Annotated in this window: 13 protein-coding genes; all 13 read left to right on the top strand. The window is 38.6% G+C overall.

Annotated features, from left to right (window positions below; translation table 11 throughout):
• The first annotated feature begins 11 nt into the window (after positions 1-11).
• The 13 genes from tssK to tssG all read left to right on the top strand — a co-directional run bounded on the left by tssK (position 12) and on the right by tssG (position 16,643).
• Complete coding sequence (gene tssK / locus P3J6_RS09320) at positions 12-1,340, top strand: type VI secretion system baseplate subunit TssK (RefSeq protein WP_138605843.1); 1,329 nt, start codon at positions 12-14, stop codon at positions 1,338-1,340.
• Positions 1,341-1,362: 22 nt separating this feature from the next.
• Positions 1,363-2,643: a type VI secretion system protein TssL, long form gene (tssL, locus tag P3J6_RS09315; RefSeq protein ID WP_178956945.1), complete on the top strand. Its 1,281-nt coding sequence runs from the start codon at positions 1,363-1,365 to the stop codon at positions 2,641-2,643.
• A 10-nt stretch (positions 2,644-2,653) separates the two neighbouring features.
• Entirely contained in the window at positions 2,654-6,163 is a 3,510-nt protein-coding gene (tssM, locus tag P3J6_RS09310) for a type VI secretion system membrane subunit TssM (protein WP_198522824.1), read from the top strand.
• Positions 6,145-6,873 carry a type VI secretion system-associated protein TagF gene (gene tagF, locus P3J6_RS09305; RefSeq protein ID WP_138605849.1) on the top strand — a complete coding sequence of 243 codons (729 nt, stop codon included), beginning with the start codon at positions 6,145-6,147 and terminating at the stop codon, positions 6,871-6,873. The genes tssM and tagF overlap by 19 nt, the downstream gene beginning before the upstream one ends.
• Positions 6,866-7,663 carry a PP2C family protein-serine/threonine phosphatase gene (locus P3J6_RS09300; RefSeq protein WP_198522823.1) on the top strand — a complete coding sequence of 266 codons (798 nt, stop codon included), beginning with the start codon at positions 6,866-6,868 and terminating at the stop codon, positions 7,661-7,663. The genes tagF and P3J6_RS09300 overlap by 8 nt, the downstream gene beginning before the upstream one ends.
• Positions 7,664-7,865: 202 nt before the next feature.
• Positions 7,866-8,981: a type VI secretion system protein TssA gene (tssA, locus tag P3J6_RS09295; protein WP_138605853.1), complete on the top strand. Its 1,116-nt coding sequence runs from the start codon at positions 7,866-7,868 to the stop codon at positions 8,979-8,981.
• Positions 8,982-8,996: 15 nt separating this feature from the next.
• Positions 8,997-9,500, top strand: coding sequence for a type VI secretion system contractile sheath small subunit (gene tssB / locus P3J6_RS09290; protein ID WP_010389380.1), 504 nt, complete (start codon positions 8,997-8,999; stop codon positions 9,498-9,500).
• On the top strand, positions 9,497-10,987 hold the full coding sequence (tssC, locus tag P3J6_RS09285; RefSeq protein ID WP_010389377.1) for a type VI secretion system contractile sheath large subunit: 1,491 nt from the start codon (positions 9,497-9,499) through the stop codon (positions 10,985-10,987). Before tssB ends, tssC (P3J6_RS09285) begins: the two co-directional genes overlap by 4 nt.
• A gap of 37 nt (positions 10,988-11,024) precedes the next feature.
• Positions 11,025-12,551, top strand: coding sequence for a type VI secretion system contractile sheath large subunit (tssC, locus tag P3J6_RS09280; RefSeq protein WP_131692235.1), 1,527 nt, complete (start codon positions 11,025-11,027; stop codon positions 12,549-12,551).
• 2 nt (positions 12,552-12,553) lie between these two features.
• Positions 12,554-13,333 (top strand): type VI secretion system accessory protein TagJ, encoded by a 780-nt coding sequence (locus tag P3J6_RS09275; protein ID WP_198522822.1) that lies wholly within the window; start codon positions 12,554-12,556, stop codon positions 13,331-13,333.
• A 15-nt stretch (positions 13,334-13,348) separates the two neighbouring features.
• The gene (gene tssE, locus P3J6_RS09270) at positions 13,349-13,834 is read left to right on the top strand and encodes a type VI secretion system baseplate subunit TssE (protein WP_010389371.1); all 486 of its coding nucleotides are present in this window, start codon (positions 13,349-13,351) and stop codon (positions 13,832-13,834) included.
• Complete coding sequence (gene tssF / locus P3J6_RS09265; protein WP_198522821.1) at positions 13,831-15,657, top strand: type VI secretion system baseplate subunit TssF; 1,827 nt, start codon at positions 13,831-13,833, stop codon at positions 15,655-15,657. The genes tssE and tssF overlap by 4 nt, the downstream gene beginning before the upstream one ends.
• The gene (gene tssG / locus P3J6_RS09260) at positions 15,654-16,643 is read left to right on the top strand and encodes a type VI secretion system baseplate subunit TssG (protein WP_010389368.1); all 990 of its coding nucleotides are present in this window, start codon (positions 15,654-15,656) and stop codon (positions 16,641-16,643) included. The genes tssF and tssG overlap by 4 nt, the downstream gene beginning before the upstream one ends.
• The last annotated feature ends 12 nt before the right edge of the window (positions 16,644-16,655 follow it).

Here is a 16,655-nt window from a genome sequence, read left to right as displayed (position 1 = left end):
GGATTTTTAAAATGGGTGATAACACTCGTGTTGCTTGGACTGAAGGGATGTTTTTAAGACCTCAGCACTTTCAACAAGCAGACAAATATATTTCCAATGTTATCAAGCAAGTTTGCAGTGGCAACCTTGCTGATCCATGGGGGATAATTGATATAAGTATTGATAATGAATTACTTAACAGCGGGCAGTTTGCCGTGGACGCATTATCAGCAATCACTCCAGACTTATTACCAATAGATATGCCACAATCAACGTCGCTACCTGAACCGCTGGTGGTTAATAAAGATGTTTTTGATGAAGTTGTTTATCTTGCCATCCCTGCGCTAAAAAATAGCGGGATTAATATATCTTCAGCCGACGATAATACAGTGACTCGTTATAAACTCAATGACCTGTCAGTGAGTGATGATTTATTAGGAGCGCAATCTCAAGAAATTATTCAAGTTGCGAAAGTGTATAGCAAATTGATGTTGTCGTCTGATGATCACTCAGGCTATATCGTATTACCTTTAGCTAGAATTATAGATGTGAGTAGTGAAGGGCAAATAAAGTTAGATGCAAAGTATATTCCTCCATCTTTAAAAGTAGGGCAATGTAAACCCTTATCAGGGCTAGTCAGAGAAATAGGCTCAATGATAAAGCAACGCGCTGAAAGCATCGCCGCAAGGCTCAGCCAGGGCTATGCAGGAAGTTCTTCAGTTGCAGATTTTATCATGCTACAAACATTAAATAAGTATGATGCGATATTTAATAACTTACTTAGTGTCAATAGTTTACACCCTAATGTATTTTACAGTCGTTTAATTGAGCTTGCGGGCGAGTTATCAACCTTCAGCACTGCTAATAAGAGAGTGCCTAAATTACCCAATTATGACCATACTAATTTAGGGCAGGTATTTAATGAAGTGGTTAACTTTTTATATCAGTCGTTGAGCCACGTTATTGAGCAAACAGCAACTGAAATTAAACTTGAGCAAAGTAAATTTGGTATTTCTTTTGGTGCGTTAAAAGATAAGTCTATTCTTAATTCAGCCCAATTTGTATTAGCAATTAAAGCAAGTGTGCCTCATGAAGAATTAAGAAAAATTCTACCTTCACAAATTAAAATTGGCAGTGTAGAAACTATTCGAGATCTGGTAAATAACCAAATTCCAGGTATTACGATTAGTAATTTACCAACAGCACCAAGACAAATTCCTTATCATGCTGGTTTTCATTATTTTGAATTAAATAGGCATGGTGAACATTGGGATAAATTGCGTTCCAGTGGGGGAATTGCCATTCACCTCTCAGGAAACTACCCTGAGCTACAATTAAGCCTTTGGGCGATAAGAACTTAACTTTTTAAAAGGAAGAGTTTCAATGGACGAAACCATTATCAAACCTCGCCCAGGTCGATTAGGGCGAAATACGCCAAGTAGCAACCCTGCACAAAATGATGCTGATAAAACAGTGATGTCGGTCGAGCCGCCTTCTGCAAAATTATTAGGTAGTAACAAAGTATCGATATTTAAAAACCCTTTGTTAGAAGCGGCAACCGATTGTTTTTCGCTTGTAATTTCAATCAATCAATCGCTTGAAATGAGTAACCTTGCAGCGCTTAAACATCGTTGTGTTGAGGCTATCAAACGATTTGAAGTAGAAGTTCGCAATCAGCACTTATCAAAAGAGGTGATCAATAATTCGCGTTATTGTTTGTGCGCCATTCTTGATGAGTCTGTATTGAACTCAAAATGGAGTTCAATGGAGTGGGCGGATGAAAGCCTACTTTCTACCTTTCATAAAGAAACCTTTGGCGGTGAATATTTTTACACGCTACTTGATTCAGGCTTAGCTCAACCAGAGAGAAATCAACAATTTTTAGAGTTGCAATATCACTGCTTGAATTTAGGATTTAAAGGTAAATATCGCCTAGGTGCCGGTGGTGATACAAAAATCGAAGAATATCGTTCACAACTTTATCATTTATTAAACCAACTTAATGGGCCAATTAACAATAAGCTGTCTCCAAACTGGAAGCAAAGAGTAGCAGCGGGTGTTGAACTGAGAAATCAAGTTCCACTTTGGGTCATATTTTCGGTATTGGGGCTCATATTATTGATGATCTATTTATCAATAAATATGAAGCTGAATAACGATGTTGTAGAGATTAATGAAAAGCTAGCAGGTATTCACCCTTTAGCAGTTAACCAAACTGTTGATAAAAAAGATCAGCAATTACGCGTACTTGAACAGTTGTTGCAAACAGAGATTAAAATGGGGATTGTCGCCGTTGCTAAAACCTCCGATGGGATCCGCATTACAATTAATAGTGAAAACTTGTTTAAGCAAGGAGACGCACAACTTCTCCCTTCATTCCAGCCTATTTTAGAAAAGTTAGCGTTAAGCCTAGAAGGAACTAAAGGGCGAGTCCTCATAACAGGTCATACAGATGACTTACCAATTAGTACTGATAAGTACCCTTCTAATTGGCATCTATCTTTAGCTAGAGCAACACAAGTTGCTAATTTAATGGCTAAAAGTACCAATTTGAGCGGTCGTCTATGGCCAGAAGGAAAGGGCGCAGCAGAGCCTATCGCCAGCAATTCAGATTCAGCTTCTCGGTCGTTAAACCGCAGAATTGAAATCGATCTATTATTTTAATGAGGCTGTAATGAGTTTCTCACAAAAATTTAAAAAAATAACCTACGCACTAACGTCTCGAACCGCTATTTTAATTATCGGTTTTTTAGCCTTATCATTATTAATTTGGTTTGGTGGTCCCCTAATTGCGATTGCAGATTATGTACCGCTTGCAGGTGTTGCAGCAAGACTACTAACTATTTTATTGATACTACTTGTTTTTTCTGTGACTAAAATTTATCGCCTTATGCAGCAAAGCAAACGTGATGAAAAAATGGCAGATGAGTTAATAGATAACAATGATGCAAACAGTAGTGAAGTTAACGAAGAAATAACCACCTTAAAAACCAGAATGAATGAAGCCATAGATTTACTCAAAGACGTAAAACTATTTAAAGGTAAAAATATATACCAATTACCTTGGTACATCATGATTGGTCCACCTGGCGCAGGTAAAACAACGGTTATTCATAACTCAGGCCTAGATTACCCATTAAAGGATAAGCTTGGAGTTGATTTAGTGCATGGTGTTGGTGGTACGCGCAATTGTGATTGGTGGTTTACCAATAAAGCGGTATTAATCGACACCGCCGGTCGTTACACAACGCAAAGTAGCCACGCTAAACACGACTCTAGAGCATGGGAAGGCTTTCTCGGGTTACTAAGAAAACATCGCCCATTACGCCCTATAAATGGGGTAATGATCAGTATGGGTATTTCTGAACTTATGAGTCAGACCAAAACTGAGCGAAACCTTCATGCACGAGCTATAAAACAACGCCTTCAAGAACTACAAAACCAGCTTGGTATGACATTTCCTGTCTATGTTATTTTTTCTAAAGTAGATTTAATTGAAGGATTCAGGGAGTTCTTTGGCGAACTTACTGAGGAAGAATGTGAGCAAGTTTGGGGGATCACCTTTGAGCTTGATTTAGACAAAGATACCCAAGTCGATGCATTCAATAAAGAATTTCACGCTTTAATTTCTAAACTTACAGAGATGTTAAACCGTCGACTGATCAACGAGCGTAATGAAGCTATTCGAGCTAAAATCTTTGAATTCCCCAGACAGCTACGTGTACTACAAGGGGTAGCTGATGACTTCTTAAAAGAGATTTTTACTCCTAACGCTTATGAAGAGTTACCTATGTTCAGAGGCGTGTATTTAACCAGCGCTACTCAAGAGGGAACCCCTTCAAGCTTTTTAAATGATGCTAGTGCAGGTAAAACCGATTATATAAACCAATCTAAAAGTTTTTTTATTAAAAACGTTTTAGAGAGCGTTATTTTTCCTGAGCAAAACTTAGCAAGTACCAACAAACACCATGACAAACAAAATAAGTGGCTTCGAGTTGCTAGTGTGTCACTTGCATGTGTTGCTTTGTTCGGCTTTTCAATTTCTTGGTATTTTAGCTTTGCATGGAATAGCAACTTAATTGATGCCACAGATGAAGCAATTGCCACGTACCAAGAATTAGACGTATCATCTTTTGATAGAAATAATCTACTGGTACTAAATGACCGATTAAATGCATTGAGAAACTTGCCAGCAACCAATGATCAGTTAATTGATCCTGAAGATGCATCTTCAGTTGGCTTTAATAAGCTTACTGAAATTAAAGAATCTTCTACTAATGCTTATAAACGTTCCTTACAAACCTATTTAGAGCCCTTTATTGCGAACACGTTAATAAAGGAAATGGAGGCTCATCCAGAACATCTGAGTTATTTATATGAAACGCTCAGATGCTACTTAATGTTATTTAAACCTGAATATTTTGAGAGTGAAGATATTTACGTTTGGTTTAGTGCATATTTAGATAGAAATTTGCCTGGTGATTTGAACATGCAGACGCGTAATGAGCTGATGAATCATATTGCTGCGTTGTTAAAAGAGGGTGTAACACAAACTGAAATAGATAATCAGGCGGTTCGAGTAGCTCGTGCAGAACTTACGAAACTACCGATTGCAGAAAGAGCATACCAACGACTTCAAGCTGATTTTCTTGATAGCAGTATTCCGCCTTTTAGATTAACCGATATTATTAGCTTTGAAAGTGCGCAAAAGTTTACGTTTCGTAACAATGGTGATCTAACGCGCAGTATTCCAGGGTTATACACTTTTAACGGTTTCCATGGCATTTTTAATATTGAAAAAGGAAAAATGCTTGGCAACTTAATGGCCAGTAGCTGGGTGTATGGCCAAGAAGCCTCAGGCACGTATGATATTTCTAAAGCAGAGATAGAAAAGAAGCTAGAGCAACGTTATTTTCAAGATTATATTTATTATTGGCAGTCGTTTTTAGATGACTTGAGTCTTAATCAGTACAGCTCACCTGCTGAGGGTGTGAACATTACTGATGTATTAGCAGGCTCAGAAGCGCCAATAAAAAATATCATCAATGCAGTTAAAAAGAATGTTCAATTAACTAAGCTACCTATCTCTGAAAACCAAAAGGTCGCAGGAGATATTGCCGCTAATGCAGCTAAGGTTGCGATGCAAACGAAAGCAAATCGAATTAAACGCTTTTTACCTGACGAGGCGCCTAAGTTTGAGGTAGAGCTACCGGGCTATCAAGTCGAAGAGGCGTTTGAAGACATTATCGATATAGACATTCAGCAGCTTGATAATATTCAGAAAAACTTAAGAGAGTTGAATATTTACCTAACTAAACTTGATCGAGGCGACCAGCTTAAATACTCAATTAAAGATCAAATAAGTGGTAAGAGTAAACCGAGTTTTATTCGCCAATTAGAGTACCAAAGTAGTGATTTGCCTTATCCGTTTAATAGTTGGTTGCTTGATATAAGTAGAGATACTAGCAACATCACCAAAAATAGTGCCAACAGACATTTAAATGAAATTTGGAAAAGCAAAGTGTTGCGCGAGTATAACGCGGCAATTGTGGGGCGTTACCCATTTGCTCCGCAGGCTGAAAAAGAGGTCAGCATTAAAGACTTTACTCGCTTCTTTGGCCCTAATGGCACCATAGATAACTTTTTTAATAGCTATGTAGCTCCGAGTGTGGATATGAGCTCTAGCCCGTGGAAATTTGAAAAAGATATTGGTATTAGCAATAACACCTTAAAAATGTTTGAGCATGCTTTCAAAATTCAAACCGCATTTTTTGAACGTGGTAGTGATACACCCCGAATTGAGTTTGGCTTACGTACTTTTAATTTAGATAAAACGGTATCTAGTTTAATGATTGAAATTGATGGCCAGTCAATGATTTACCGTCATGGTCCACTCAAAGTTACAAACTTTGTATGGCCTGGCGCTAGTGGTCAAAGTAAAACTCGCGTTGTGTTTACACCGCCAAACGGTGGGCGTTCAATTAATACAACTTATCAAGGTGAGTGGTCACTTTATCGAATGCTAGATGAGCTCAGCGAAAAGCGTAGCAAAACACGTCAAGATCTAGAGTTACATTTCTCCTTGATGGGTAACAACGCAAAAGTAGAATTACTGCCTAGCTCAATCAGGCATCCGTTTTGGAACAGCAGTGTAGAGAAGTTTTCATGTCCGACCCGATTGTAGATATTGGTTATCTTGGCAAGGTTCCTTGTTTAGGCGACTTTGTTCAAGATAATGTAACTAAAGAGTTTTCAGAGCATTGGGAGCAATGGCTGCAAGCTGCCATTGCTGTGAGTAAAGAGCAACTTGGTGATGTTTGGCAAGAAAGCTACCTTACTGGCCCTGTTTGGCACTTTGCATTAAGCCCAAACATTGTTGGTGATACTGGCATTATGGGTACGTTATTGCCCAGTATGGATGCAGTAGGAAGGCACTATCCACTCACTGTTACTCGTGCAACTCATATTGCTCCGGTTGATGTGCTTCATTCTGGTGTTTTTTCATTAGAATACGAAGATGCTGTTCTTAAAGTACTTGATGGCTCTGTGGATCTGTTTTCCTGGCGAAAAGAACTGGCTAGTACACTAAGTGACGTTGCTGCAAATAAAAAGCAAGTAAGTTATGCCAATTCAAAAGATAAAAACAAACAAGCAATCGCTCTAGAGTTTTCAGGCACTGAGTTAAGCGACCATATTTTACAAGATGCCATGCATGCGATTTTACATAAAAAGTATGGTGATTACAGTGTTTGGTGGACTCATGGTTCTTGCAATATTAAGCCTATGGTACTGATCACGTCAGCTTTGCCGCCGGTTAATCAAGTAGCCGCTATGCTAGATGGACGTTGGAAGCATTGGGAATGGAATTACACACAGGTAAAGAATAGTGATTAGTAATTTAAGTACAAGTTATGCCATTACTCATAGAGGTGCAGTGAGGCAGCTTAATGAAGATGCGCACGTGGAAATTAACAGCCATAACTTATGGGTCGTGGCTGACGGAATGGGTGGGCATGAAGCGGGTGAAGTTGCTAGTCAATTAGTGGTTGATGTGATTAGAACTACTGTTGAAAAGCTCAGGCTAGAGGACTTGACCGTAAACCACATTATTAGCGCCATAGAAGATGCAAATAAGCAACTAAATCAATATAGCGCGCAATACTTAAGCAATAAAACAGCGGGCAGTACGGTAACAGCTTTGTTTGTTAAGAATGAGCGCTATTACATATTATGGGCTGGTGACAGCAGAGCTTACTTATTACGCAATGGTAAACTAACGCAAGTTTCTCGAGATCATAGTCAAGTTAATGACTTAATCGACGAGGGAATGATTTCTGTTGAAGAAGCTAAAAACCACCCATTATCTAACGTTATTACTCGTGCTGTGGGCGTAATGGATGAAGTGAAGGTGGATGTAATTGAGGGTGAGATAAACAAGGGCGATATCTTTTTATTATGTTCAGATGGTCTTACAGGTGAATTATCAGATGAGGACATATGTTTGTCATTAGAGCCAAGTAGCATAATTGATTCAGGAATGGCTTTAATGCACTCCTCGTTAGTCAGAGGTGCTAAAGATAACGTAACTTGTATATTAGTAAAATATGATGATGTAGATGCCAATCAATCGATACAATCTTGTAATTTACAAGATGAGGCAACGATTCCATTGTTCACTAAGTAGCTGATTAAGCCTGTTTTAGTATATTTAAGAAAAAAAGTTGTAAATATATCAGGAACAAAAAACTGTTATTTCAATTATTTACAAAATAACATTAGCCAGCTTATCGGCACAATGGTGCTGAAGCTTGTAATTTAATTTAAAGAATGTAATATTATCTCCGCTCTAAGCTTTAGAGAATATGGATAATATTTAGGACAATGGAATGTTTTTATTTGAAGAGTATATTTCCCCTATTTCAGATACTGAGTTTGCAGGTATTGATCCGCGCTCAGATGTCTCTCCAACGTCTACTTACTACGCCTTAAAAGATTTAAGAAACCAACTTCGTGCGGCTGAAAGAAATGCGCTAGTCGATGAAGAAGGAATTGCTTCGCTTTCTCGAGATTGGATTCCGCTACTTGAGCAATGTAGTGAGGCAATTAAAACCGAAAGTAAAGATATAGAATACCTAGCTTGGCTAATTGAAGGCTTGTGCCGCGTTCATGGCTTTAAAGGCATTGCGTTTGGTTTTAGTGTTGCTAAGCACCTTTTGGAACATCATTTTGAGTCACTTTATCCAACACTTGATGACGGTGATGAAATTTCAGACAAAGTGTCTGCATTAGTTGGCTTAAATGGCAGTGCTGGTGAAGGTACGTTAATTATTCCAATTAAAAGTATATACATGACAGACAGTGTCAGTATGGATCCTTTTTCTTTTTGGGAATATCAGCAAGGTTATGACATTTCACGTTTAAGTGATGAAAAACGCGAAAAGAAGATAACCCAAGGTGCCGTTGATTTTGAACAGCTTGAAAAAAGTGCAGCCGAAACCAGTACCGAGTTTTTTGTATCTTTAAAAAATGATATTGAAGATGCGATAGAAAAATTTGCCGCTTTGAGTGAGGTTATGGATAAGGTGACGGGTGAGCCACAACCTACATCTAATATTAAACAAGCATTAGAAGTGAGCTTAGCTGCGGTAAATCATGTTGCAGCAGATAAACTTGAAGCAGCACAAATTGCATTAGATAAGGCAAATGCTGAGCCTGAAGAGGAAGTGGTTGAGGATGAGATAGAAGCAGACTCAGCGCAACCTAAAAAGCGTGTCAGTGATGAGATTGATTCGAGAGAAAACGCAATAAAAAAACTTCAAGAAATTGCGACATTTTTCAGAAAGACTGAACCTCATTCACCAATGTCTTACACGATAGAACAAGTTATTCGATGGAGCGAATTATCGCTACCTGAGTTATTAAATGAGTTAATTACAGATAGTGATGCTAGGACTGGATACTTTAAGTTGTCTGGCATTAAGATCAGCGAAACTGAAACATAGTAAAAGGAGTTCTCAATGAGTATCCATGATAAGTTAAAACGAGTTCGTAAACCAAGAGTACATATCACTTATGATGTGGAAACTGAGGGCGCGGCAGTAAAAAAAGAATTACCCTTTGTAGTAGGTGTAATGGGTGATTTTTCTGGTGATAACACAGAAGCACTTAAACCACTAAAAGATAGACGTTTTATTCAAATTGATCGTGATAACTTTAATGATGTTTTAAAACGTATGAGTCCTTCTCTGCGTTTAAAAGTAGACAATACATTAACGGATGATGGTTCTCAGTTTGAAGTTAACTTGAACTTTAAGTCGATTGACGATTTCGAGCCTGCTGCGGTTGTAAATCAAGTAGAGCCTTTACGCAAATTGATGGAAACGCGCAACAAGCTGCGTGACTTGATGACCAAGATTGACCGCTCAGAAGAGCTTGAAAATGTACTCGAAGAAGTATTAAGTAATACAGCAAGCTTAGACTCGATGGCTAAAGAACTTAACTTAGAGGAGACTGATAAATGAGCACTGAACAATTAGCAACAGAATCAGAATCGGTATCAGAAGTAAGTTCTTCACTATTAGAGCAAGCAATTGGCGCGACTAAACAAACAGAGTCGAGCCGTGCTGAAGAATTACTAAAAACATTAACAGAAGAAGCGTTAAAAGGCACAGTTCAATGGAATAAAAACATGACTGTGACGTTTAATGAAGCTATTCAGTTAATCGATCAAAAAATTTCAAAACAGCTAAGTGTGGTAATGCACTCGGATGAGTTTCAAAAGCTTGAAGGCTCATGGCGCGGTTTGCATCACTTAGTGATGAACTCTGAAACAAGTTCTACATTAAAAATTCGTGTTTTAAACATGAAGAAAAAAGAGCTTCATAAAGATTTAAGTAAAGCCGTTGAGTTTGATCAAAGCCAAACCTTCAAGAAAATTTACGAGTCTGAATTTGGTACTCCAGGTGGTGAACCATATGGCACTATCGTAGGTGACTTTGAATTTACTAATCACCCTGAAGATGTTGAAACATTGAGCTTAATGTCTAATGTGGCTGCAGCTGGATTCTGTCCATTTATTGCTGCCTCTTCACCGTCTTTATTCGGTTTTGATAATTGGGAAGAGCTTACTAAGCCACGCGATTTAGAAAAAGTATTTGAATCATTAGAATACACTAAATGGCGCTCATTTAGAGACAGCGATGATTCACGCTTTGTATCACTTACTATGCCGCGTTTCCTTTCGCGTTTACCTTATGGTGCTGCTTCTAAACCTGTTGAAGAGTTCAACTACGAAGAGTTTGAAGTTGAGCCAAAAGACGGTCGTTCAGTGAGCACTGATAATGGTGATTACTGTTGGAGTAATGCAGCATACGCTATGGCAACTAACATGACCGCTGCGTTTTCTCAATACGGTTTCTGTACTGCTATTCGTGGTGCAGAGGGTGGCGGTAAAGTGGAAGGCTTACCGACTCACATATTCACTAGTGATGATGGTGATCCAGATCTTAAGTGTCCAACAGAAATTGGCATTACAGATCGTCGTGAGGCAGAGTTAAGTCAGTTAGGCTTCTTACCTCTATGTCACTATAAAAATACTGATTATGCTGTTTTCTTTGGCGGTCAAAGCTGTCAAAAACCAAAAATTTACTCAACGCCTGATGCCACGGCTAACGCTGCTATTTCAGCTCGTTTACCATACTTAATGGCAACTTCTCGCTTTGCGCATTACTTAAAAGTAATGGCACGTGACAAGATTGGTAGCTTTATGGAAGCTGAAGACGTTGAATCATGGTTAAACCGTTGGATCCTGTCATATGTAAATGCGACAGAGGGCGGTGGTCAAGACATCAGAGCACGTTACCCTCTTGCAGATGCAAAAGTATCTGTAAAAGAGATCCCAGGTCAACCTGGTGCCTACAACGCTGTTGCTTGGTTGAAACCTTGGTTACAAATGGAAGAACTAACGTCTTCTTTACGTCTTGTAGCTAAAATCCCAGAGATCGGTTAATAATACCGCTCTCTCGCATTAAGGATGATGCAATAGAATGAATCACGAAGAGTTTTCATTTATAAATCAAGACTTCACTTTTCAACAAAAGTCACAGTCTCGAATTAGTGATAATGACGCTTTGCTCGATAGGTTTTTAAATGAAAAAAACCTAGATAAAGCGTTATTGTTATGGCTTGAAGGCTCTTCTGATTCTCCCCTTTCTTGGAATAAGGAGTCTTTGAGTCCTTATTTACAACGTGTAATTATTGAACTCGATCAACTTATTTCATCGCAACTCAACCACATAATTCATGCAGATAGCTTTCAACGCTTAGAAGCTAGCTGGCGTAATCTATGGTGGTTATTGTTACAAACAGAGCAACAAGACAAAGAAAAAAAAGTAAAAGTTAAATTGCTCAATTGTGATTGGTCAACGCTCTCAAAAGACGTGAACAAAGCGATTGATTTTGATCAAAGTATGTTTTTTCAGTTACTTTATCAAAACGAGTTTGACAGTGCCGGAGGCGAGCCTTTTGGTATTGTAATTGGTGATTACGAAATCAGTAATGGTTGCTCAGCAGGCACTATTTACAATGATATTGATACTATAAAAGAGGTATCAAGAACGGCAGCGGCTGCATTTTCTCCTTTTATATGTTCGGCTTCGGCTAATTTATTTGGTGCTGATAGCTTTTCTGATTTAGGTTATTACTCTGATTTATTTAATCAGTTTGAACAACCTGAATATATAAAATGGCAAAGTTTTAGAAAAATGGAAGAAGCACGCTTTATGGGTTTTACGTTGCCTCATGTGTTAGTTAGGCCGCCTTATGTTAATGATGGCAAACGCCATCAAGATTTTTACTTCAAAGAACAAATAAAAAATCCAGAAACAGATATGTTATGGGGCAGTGCAGCGTATCAGTTTGTATCAACAATAATTAGAGCTTACTGCGACAGCGGTTGGTTTGGTCACATTCGTGGTATAGAGCCAGGCAAAGTCTCTAAGGGATTAGTAACAGGGCTTGCTCGTGATAGCTTTGCAAACGATACCTATCAAAAAGAGGCAAAGCCGCCACTTGATTTATTAGTAACCAGTAAGTTTGAAAAGCAATTTTCTGAGCTCGGTTTTATCCCAGCTTCTTCGGTTACAAATACGGAGCATATTGTTTTTTACAGTAATGCATCGGTTCAAAAAACAAAAAATTACGACTCAAGTGCTGCCAATATCAATGCGCGCCTATCTTCTATGTTGCAATACATTTTGTGTGTATCGCGCTTTGCGCACTATTTAAAATTATTAGCCCGCGATCGTGTCGGGTCTTACAGCACAGCACAGGCCTGTGAAAGAGACTTACAAGCGTGGATAAATAACTACACTACTGCATCAGATTCCGCGTCTGAGCATATTAGAAGCAAATATCCACTGAGTAATGCAAAAATAAAAGTAAGTGAAAATAAAGCAAACCCGGGGCATTACTTTTCGGTTTTGCAGTTACAGCCCCACTTTCAGTTAGACCAAATGGTCTCGAGTATTAAGTTAATAACAGAGCTCAGTCCTCATCATAAAATAAAGGAATAATCATGAAAAAAATACACAGTTTAATTCGCGAGGGAAAACTTGCTGATGCTTTATTATGCTGCGCTACCGAGTTGCAAGATGAGCCTTTAAATTTTGACATTAGAAGTATTTATTCTGAATTACTTTGCATTAATGGCGAGCTTGAAAAAGCAGATAAACAACTCGACTTTATGGTGCAAAAGAACCCAGAGTTTGCTGTAGGTGCAGTTAACCTTAGACATTTAATTCGTGCCCAGCAATCGCGCGTAGATTTTTATCAAGGTAAGGGTATTCCTAAACTTTTTCATGAAGCCAATGAGCTAGATACCTTATTTTTAAAAATGCATGTTGCTTTGCTTGAAGGTGAAACATCAGAAGCAGCCAGTCTTGCAAAACAAATGGAAGCGCTTCGTTTGGAGAGTGTTGAAGACGAGCAATCTGCAATTAGAGATTTAGATGATAGCTTAAGTCCTTATTTAGAAGTGCTAGGCACGAATGGCGAATTTTACCTGGCTAACTTTAATGAAATTGAAACATTAAAAGTAGAACCTGTAACATCATTATTAGAGGGTATTTGGTTACGCGTTGAAATTACTATTAAAGACGGTCCATCAGGTACGGCTCACTTGCCACTAGTTTACGCAAACTCAAATACAGATCTTGAAAAGCTAGGCCAGGTCTCTGATTGGGAAGAACTTCAAGACGAATTTATTATAGGTAAAGGAATGAAAATGTTGTTTGTCAACGATGAAGCCATCACTATTCCAAACCTTAAAATAAACGTCCTAGAAACAGCTGAGTAAGCATAGTAAATAATTATGATAGAGCATAAGCAGCAGCTTCAAGCATCCATTTTAGATAGGCTCATTGACGATGAGCCAGACTTTCAGGATGCCCCATCTCGTACTGAGGGGATCAGCATTAGTGAGCTGAGAAAAAATGTGCGCAGAGACATAGAAGCGCTGCTAAATGCGCGAATTCAATGGCACACGTGGCCAGCACAATATGCAGAGTTAGCAACATCCTGCTTATCGTATGGTTTACCTGACTTTTCGAGTATGTCGGTGAGCTCTCACGAAGGGCGGGCACTGCTATGTGAAACCGTTAGAAATACAATTTTGAAATTTGAGCCTCGGTTCATTGAAGTTGAGGTATTTACTGACGATGAAGTACCCGTAAATAGAGTATTAAACTTGCGAATAAACGCTTTACTATATGCAGATCCAGAGCCAGAGTTTATTAGCTTTGACTCTGAAGTTGAGCCTGTGAACTTAGGGATGAAGATTATAGAGGCTTCTTTATGAACGATGAGTTATTAAAATATTACAATCGTGAATTGGCGTTTGTTCGTCATATGGGTAAAGACTTCTCTGAAAAATACCCTAAAGTTGCAGGGCGATTAAAGCTAAGCGATGATCATATTGAAGACCCTCATGTATCTAGATTAATTGAATCGTTCGCATTTTTAACGGCTAATATTAGGCAAAAGTTAGATGATAGCTTTCCTGAGCTTACTGATGCTTTATTAGGGCAAATGTTACCTGACTATCAAGCGCCTATTCCTTCAATGTCGGTGGTTAAATTAGAGGCTGAAAACCTCTCAACCACGGGAGTAGTCATTCCAAGAGCGAGTGAAGTTGAAACAAATGTTGAGTCAATGAAGCAATGTAAGTTTCAAACCTGTTATGAAACTTACTTATGGCCTGTTGAAATTACCAGTGCGCAATTTGATAACAGTCCTTTTGTGGCACCAAAACCACGTTGGCATGAGAAAGCAAAGTCAATTTTCAAACTTGAGCTAACCGGTGAATACCCGGGTGTATCACTGGCTGAAACTGGGCTGGAAAAATTACGATTATTTATAAATGGCCAATGGCATCATACGCTTAAAGTGTATGAATTATTGTTTAAGCACGCTATTGGCATTGCTTTTGATAATGGTGATGAGGGAATAAAGTACCTTTCTAAAACTCAACTTAAAGCGGTTGGCTTTGATGCAAATGAAGCGGTTGTACCGTATTCGCAGCGATCAAGTGCCGGCTATCGCTTACTCGTCGAAAACTTTACCTTTCCTGAAAAGTTTCGTTTTTTTGAACTTGAAAATATTCACTCATCGTTGCCTAAAAATTCTAATGAATGCACAGTGTATATTTATCTTGATGCTGAATCTTCAGAGCTTGAAAAGCAAGTAGACAAAGACATGTTCTTGATGGGGTGTACGCCCATAATTAATATGTTTGAACAAGAATTAGAACCTATTCGCCCTGAGCTGAGCGAATACGAATACCAATTAACGCCGCGTTATATGGACTCTGAGATTTCAGAAGTAATTGGTATTTCAGAAGTAATTGCCTTTGACCATAAGGGAAATAAACAAATAGTTTGTCCGTTTTATGGACAAACGCATCCACGATACCAAGGCCATGATGATTTGTTTTGGCATATCCGCAGAGAAACTGCCTCATGGGCAGGGGGTTATGTTGAGTCAGGCACCGAATCGTTTCTATCATTGGTAGATGCACGATTTGAAAATAGCGCTATGGATTATGCTGAAGGGAACACGGTCCTAACCGTACGTGCTAATTGCAGTAATCGAAACCTCCCTGCGAGCATGCCTTTTGGAGACGATGAGCTAGGCTTATTAATGCCAGAGCGCGGCGATGTAATTAAAAAAATTAGATGTTTAATTCCATTTACTCATGCAGTTAGACCGATATTAGCCGATGCAACTCGTTGGCAATTAGTTAATCATTTAACGCTCGACGCGTTTAGTGGAGATGATGCATGTAATAAGCTTAAAGAAGTGCTACGCCTTTATGACTTTAGAGCATCTCCGCAAACAAAAGGCCTTATTGATAATATTTACCGTGTGGTTGTAGAACCCGCAACGGCTCGTGTTGTCCAAAAAGGGCGAGTAAGCTTTGCAACGGGAAGTGAAATTGAAATTACCTTCGCCAATGATGACTTTTCAGGTAGTGGCATGTTTTTCTTTGCCTCTATCCTCGATCATTTCTTTGCGCAATTTGCAGCAATTAATAGCTTTACTCGCGTTAGTTTAAGGCTAAAAGAACAAGAGCAAGTGTATTACCAATGGCCTGCGCGAGTTGGGGAAAGCCCGTTAATATGATCCAACATATTATTTCTCAAGCGTCACAAGTTGACTTTTATAAAGCAGTTTTCATTATAGAAAACCAGCTGAAAAAGCATGGCTTGGAGTATCGCTACGTAGGGTATGACAGTAGTCCAAAGCAAGAGTTAATTAAGTTTACCGCAACTCAAAAATTTGGTTACCCAGGTAACGCTATCACAAAATTAGAACAAGCAAGCTTTGAGGATGGCTTACATAAAGTCAACATGCAGATCTCTTTTATGGGACTAACGGGTTGCTCGGGCGCTTTGCCTCAATTTTATAGCGAACTAGTGATGCAGCGTCTTCGCTATAAAGATACAACTATGCGCGACTTTTACGACATGTTTAATCACCGTTTGGTGTCTTTATATTATCGAGCGTGGAAAAAATATAAACCGTCTTTAAATCATGTAAATAAAGATAAAAACAAAGACCCATACACGCAAATATTAGGGCTTTTAAGCGGCGGTTATGATGAACATCAGTTGCACTTTTCAGGCCTTTATAGCCGAAAAATTCGCAATGCTTTTGACTTAAAAAGTGTACTGAGCTCATATCTTGGCTGTGATGTTGTCATTAAACAAATGATAGGTAAGTGGCACGATTTGAAGCCACAAGAGCAAACATGTTTAGCAAGTGAACGCCTTTATGAGGGACAACATGCCCGCTTAGGTGTTGATACGGTAATTGGTAAAAAGATATGGGATATTTCTTCTAATATCGAGATCCATATCAGTACCCGCGATTTTGATAAAGCAAAATCCTTGTTACCTAAAGGCAAGTTATTTGAATTAGCTAAAAAAATTGTCAAAGACTATGCCGGCAATGCTATTTCATTTCGACTTGTTATTGAGTCAGATTTTCAACAACTTGATGCGGTGCAGCTGTCAAAAAGTGAATGCCAACTAGGCGCAAATAGCTTTTTAATGGCGAGTAAAAACACCCCTAAATTTAACCCTACTAAGTTATCGTTTAAAGGATAATTAAAATTAAAA

The sequence above is a fragment of the Pseudoalteromonas sp. 3J6 genome (assembly GCF_903995135.1).
Lineage (GTDB): Bacteria > Pseudomonadota > Gammaproteobacteria > Enterobacterales > Alteromonadaceae > Pseudoalteromonas.
The sequence above is the reverse complement of the archived record's forward strand: the minus strand, read 5'-3'. Positions and strand labels throughout refer to the sequence as shown.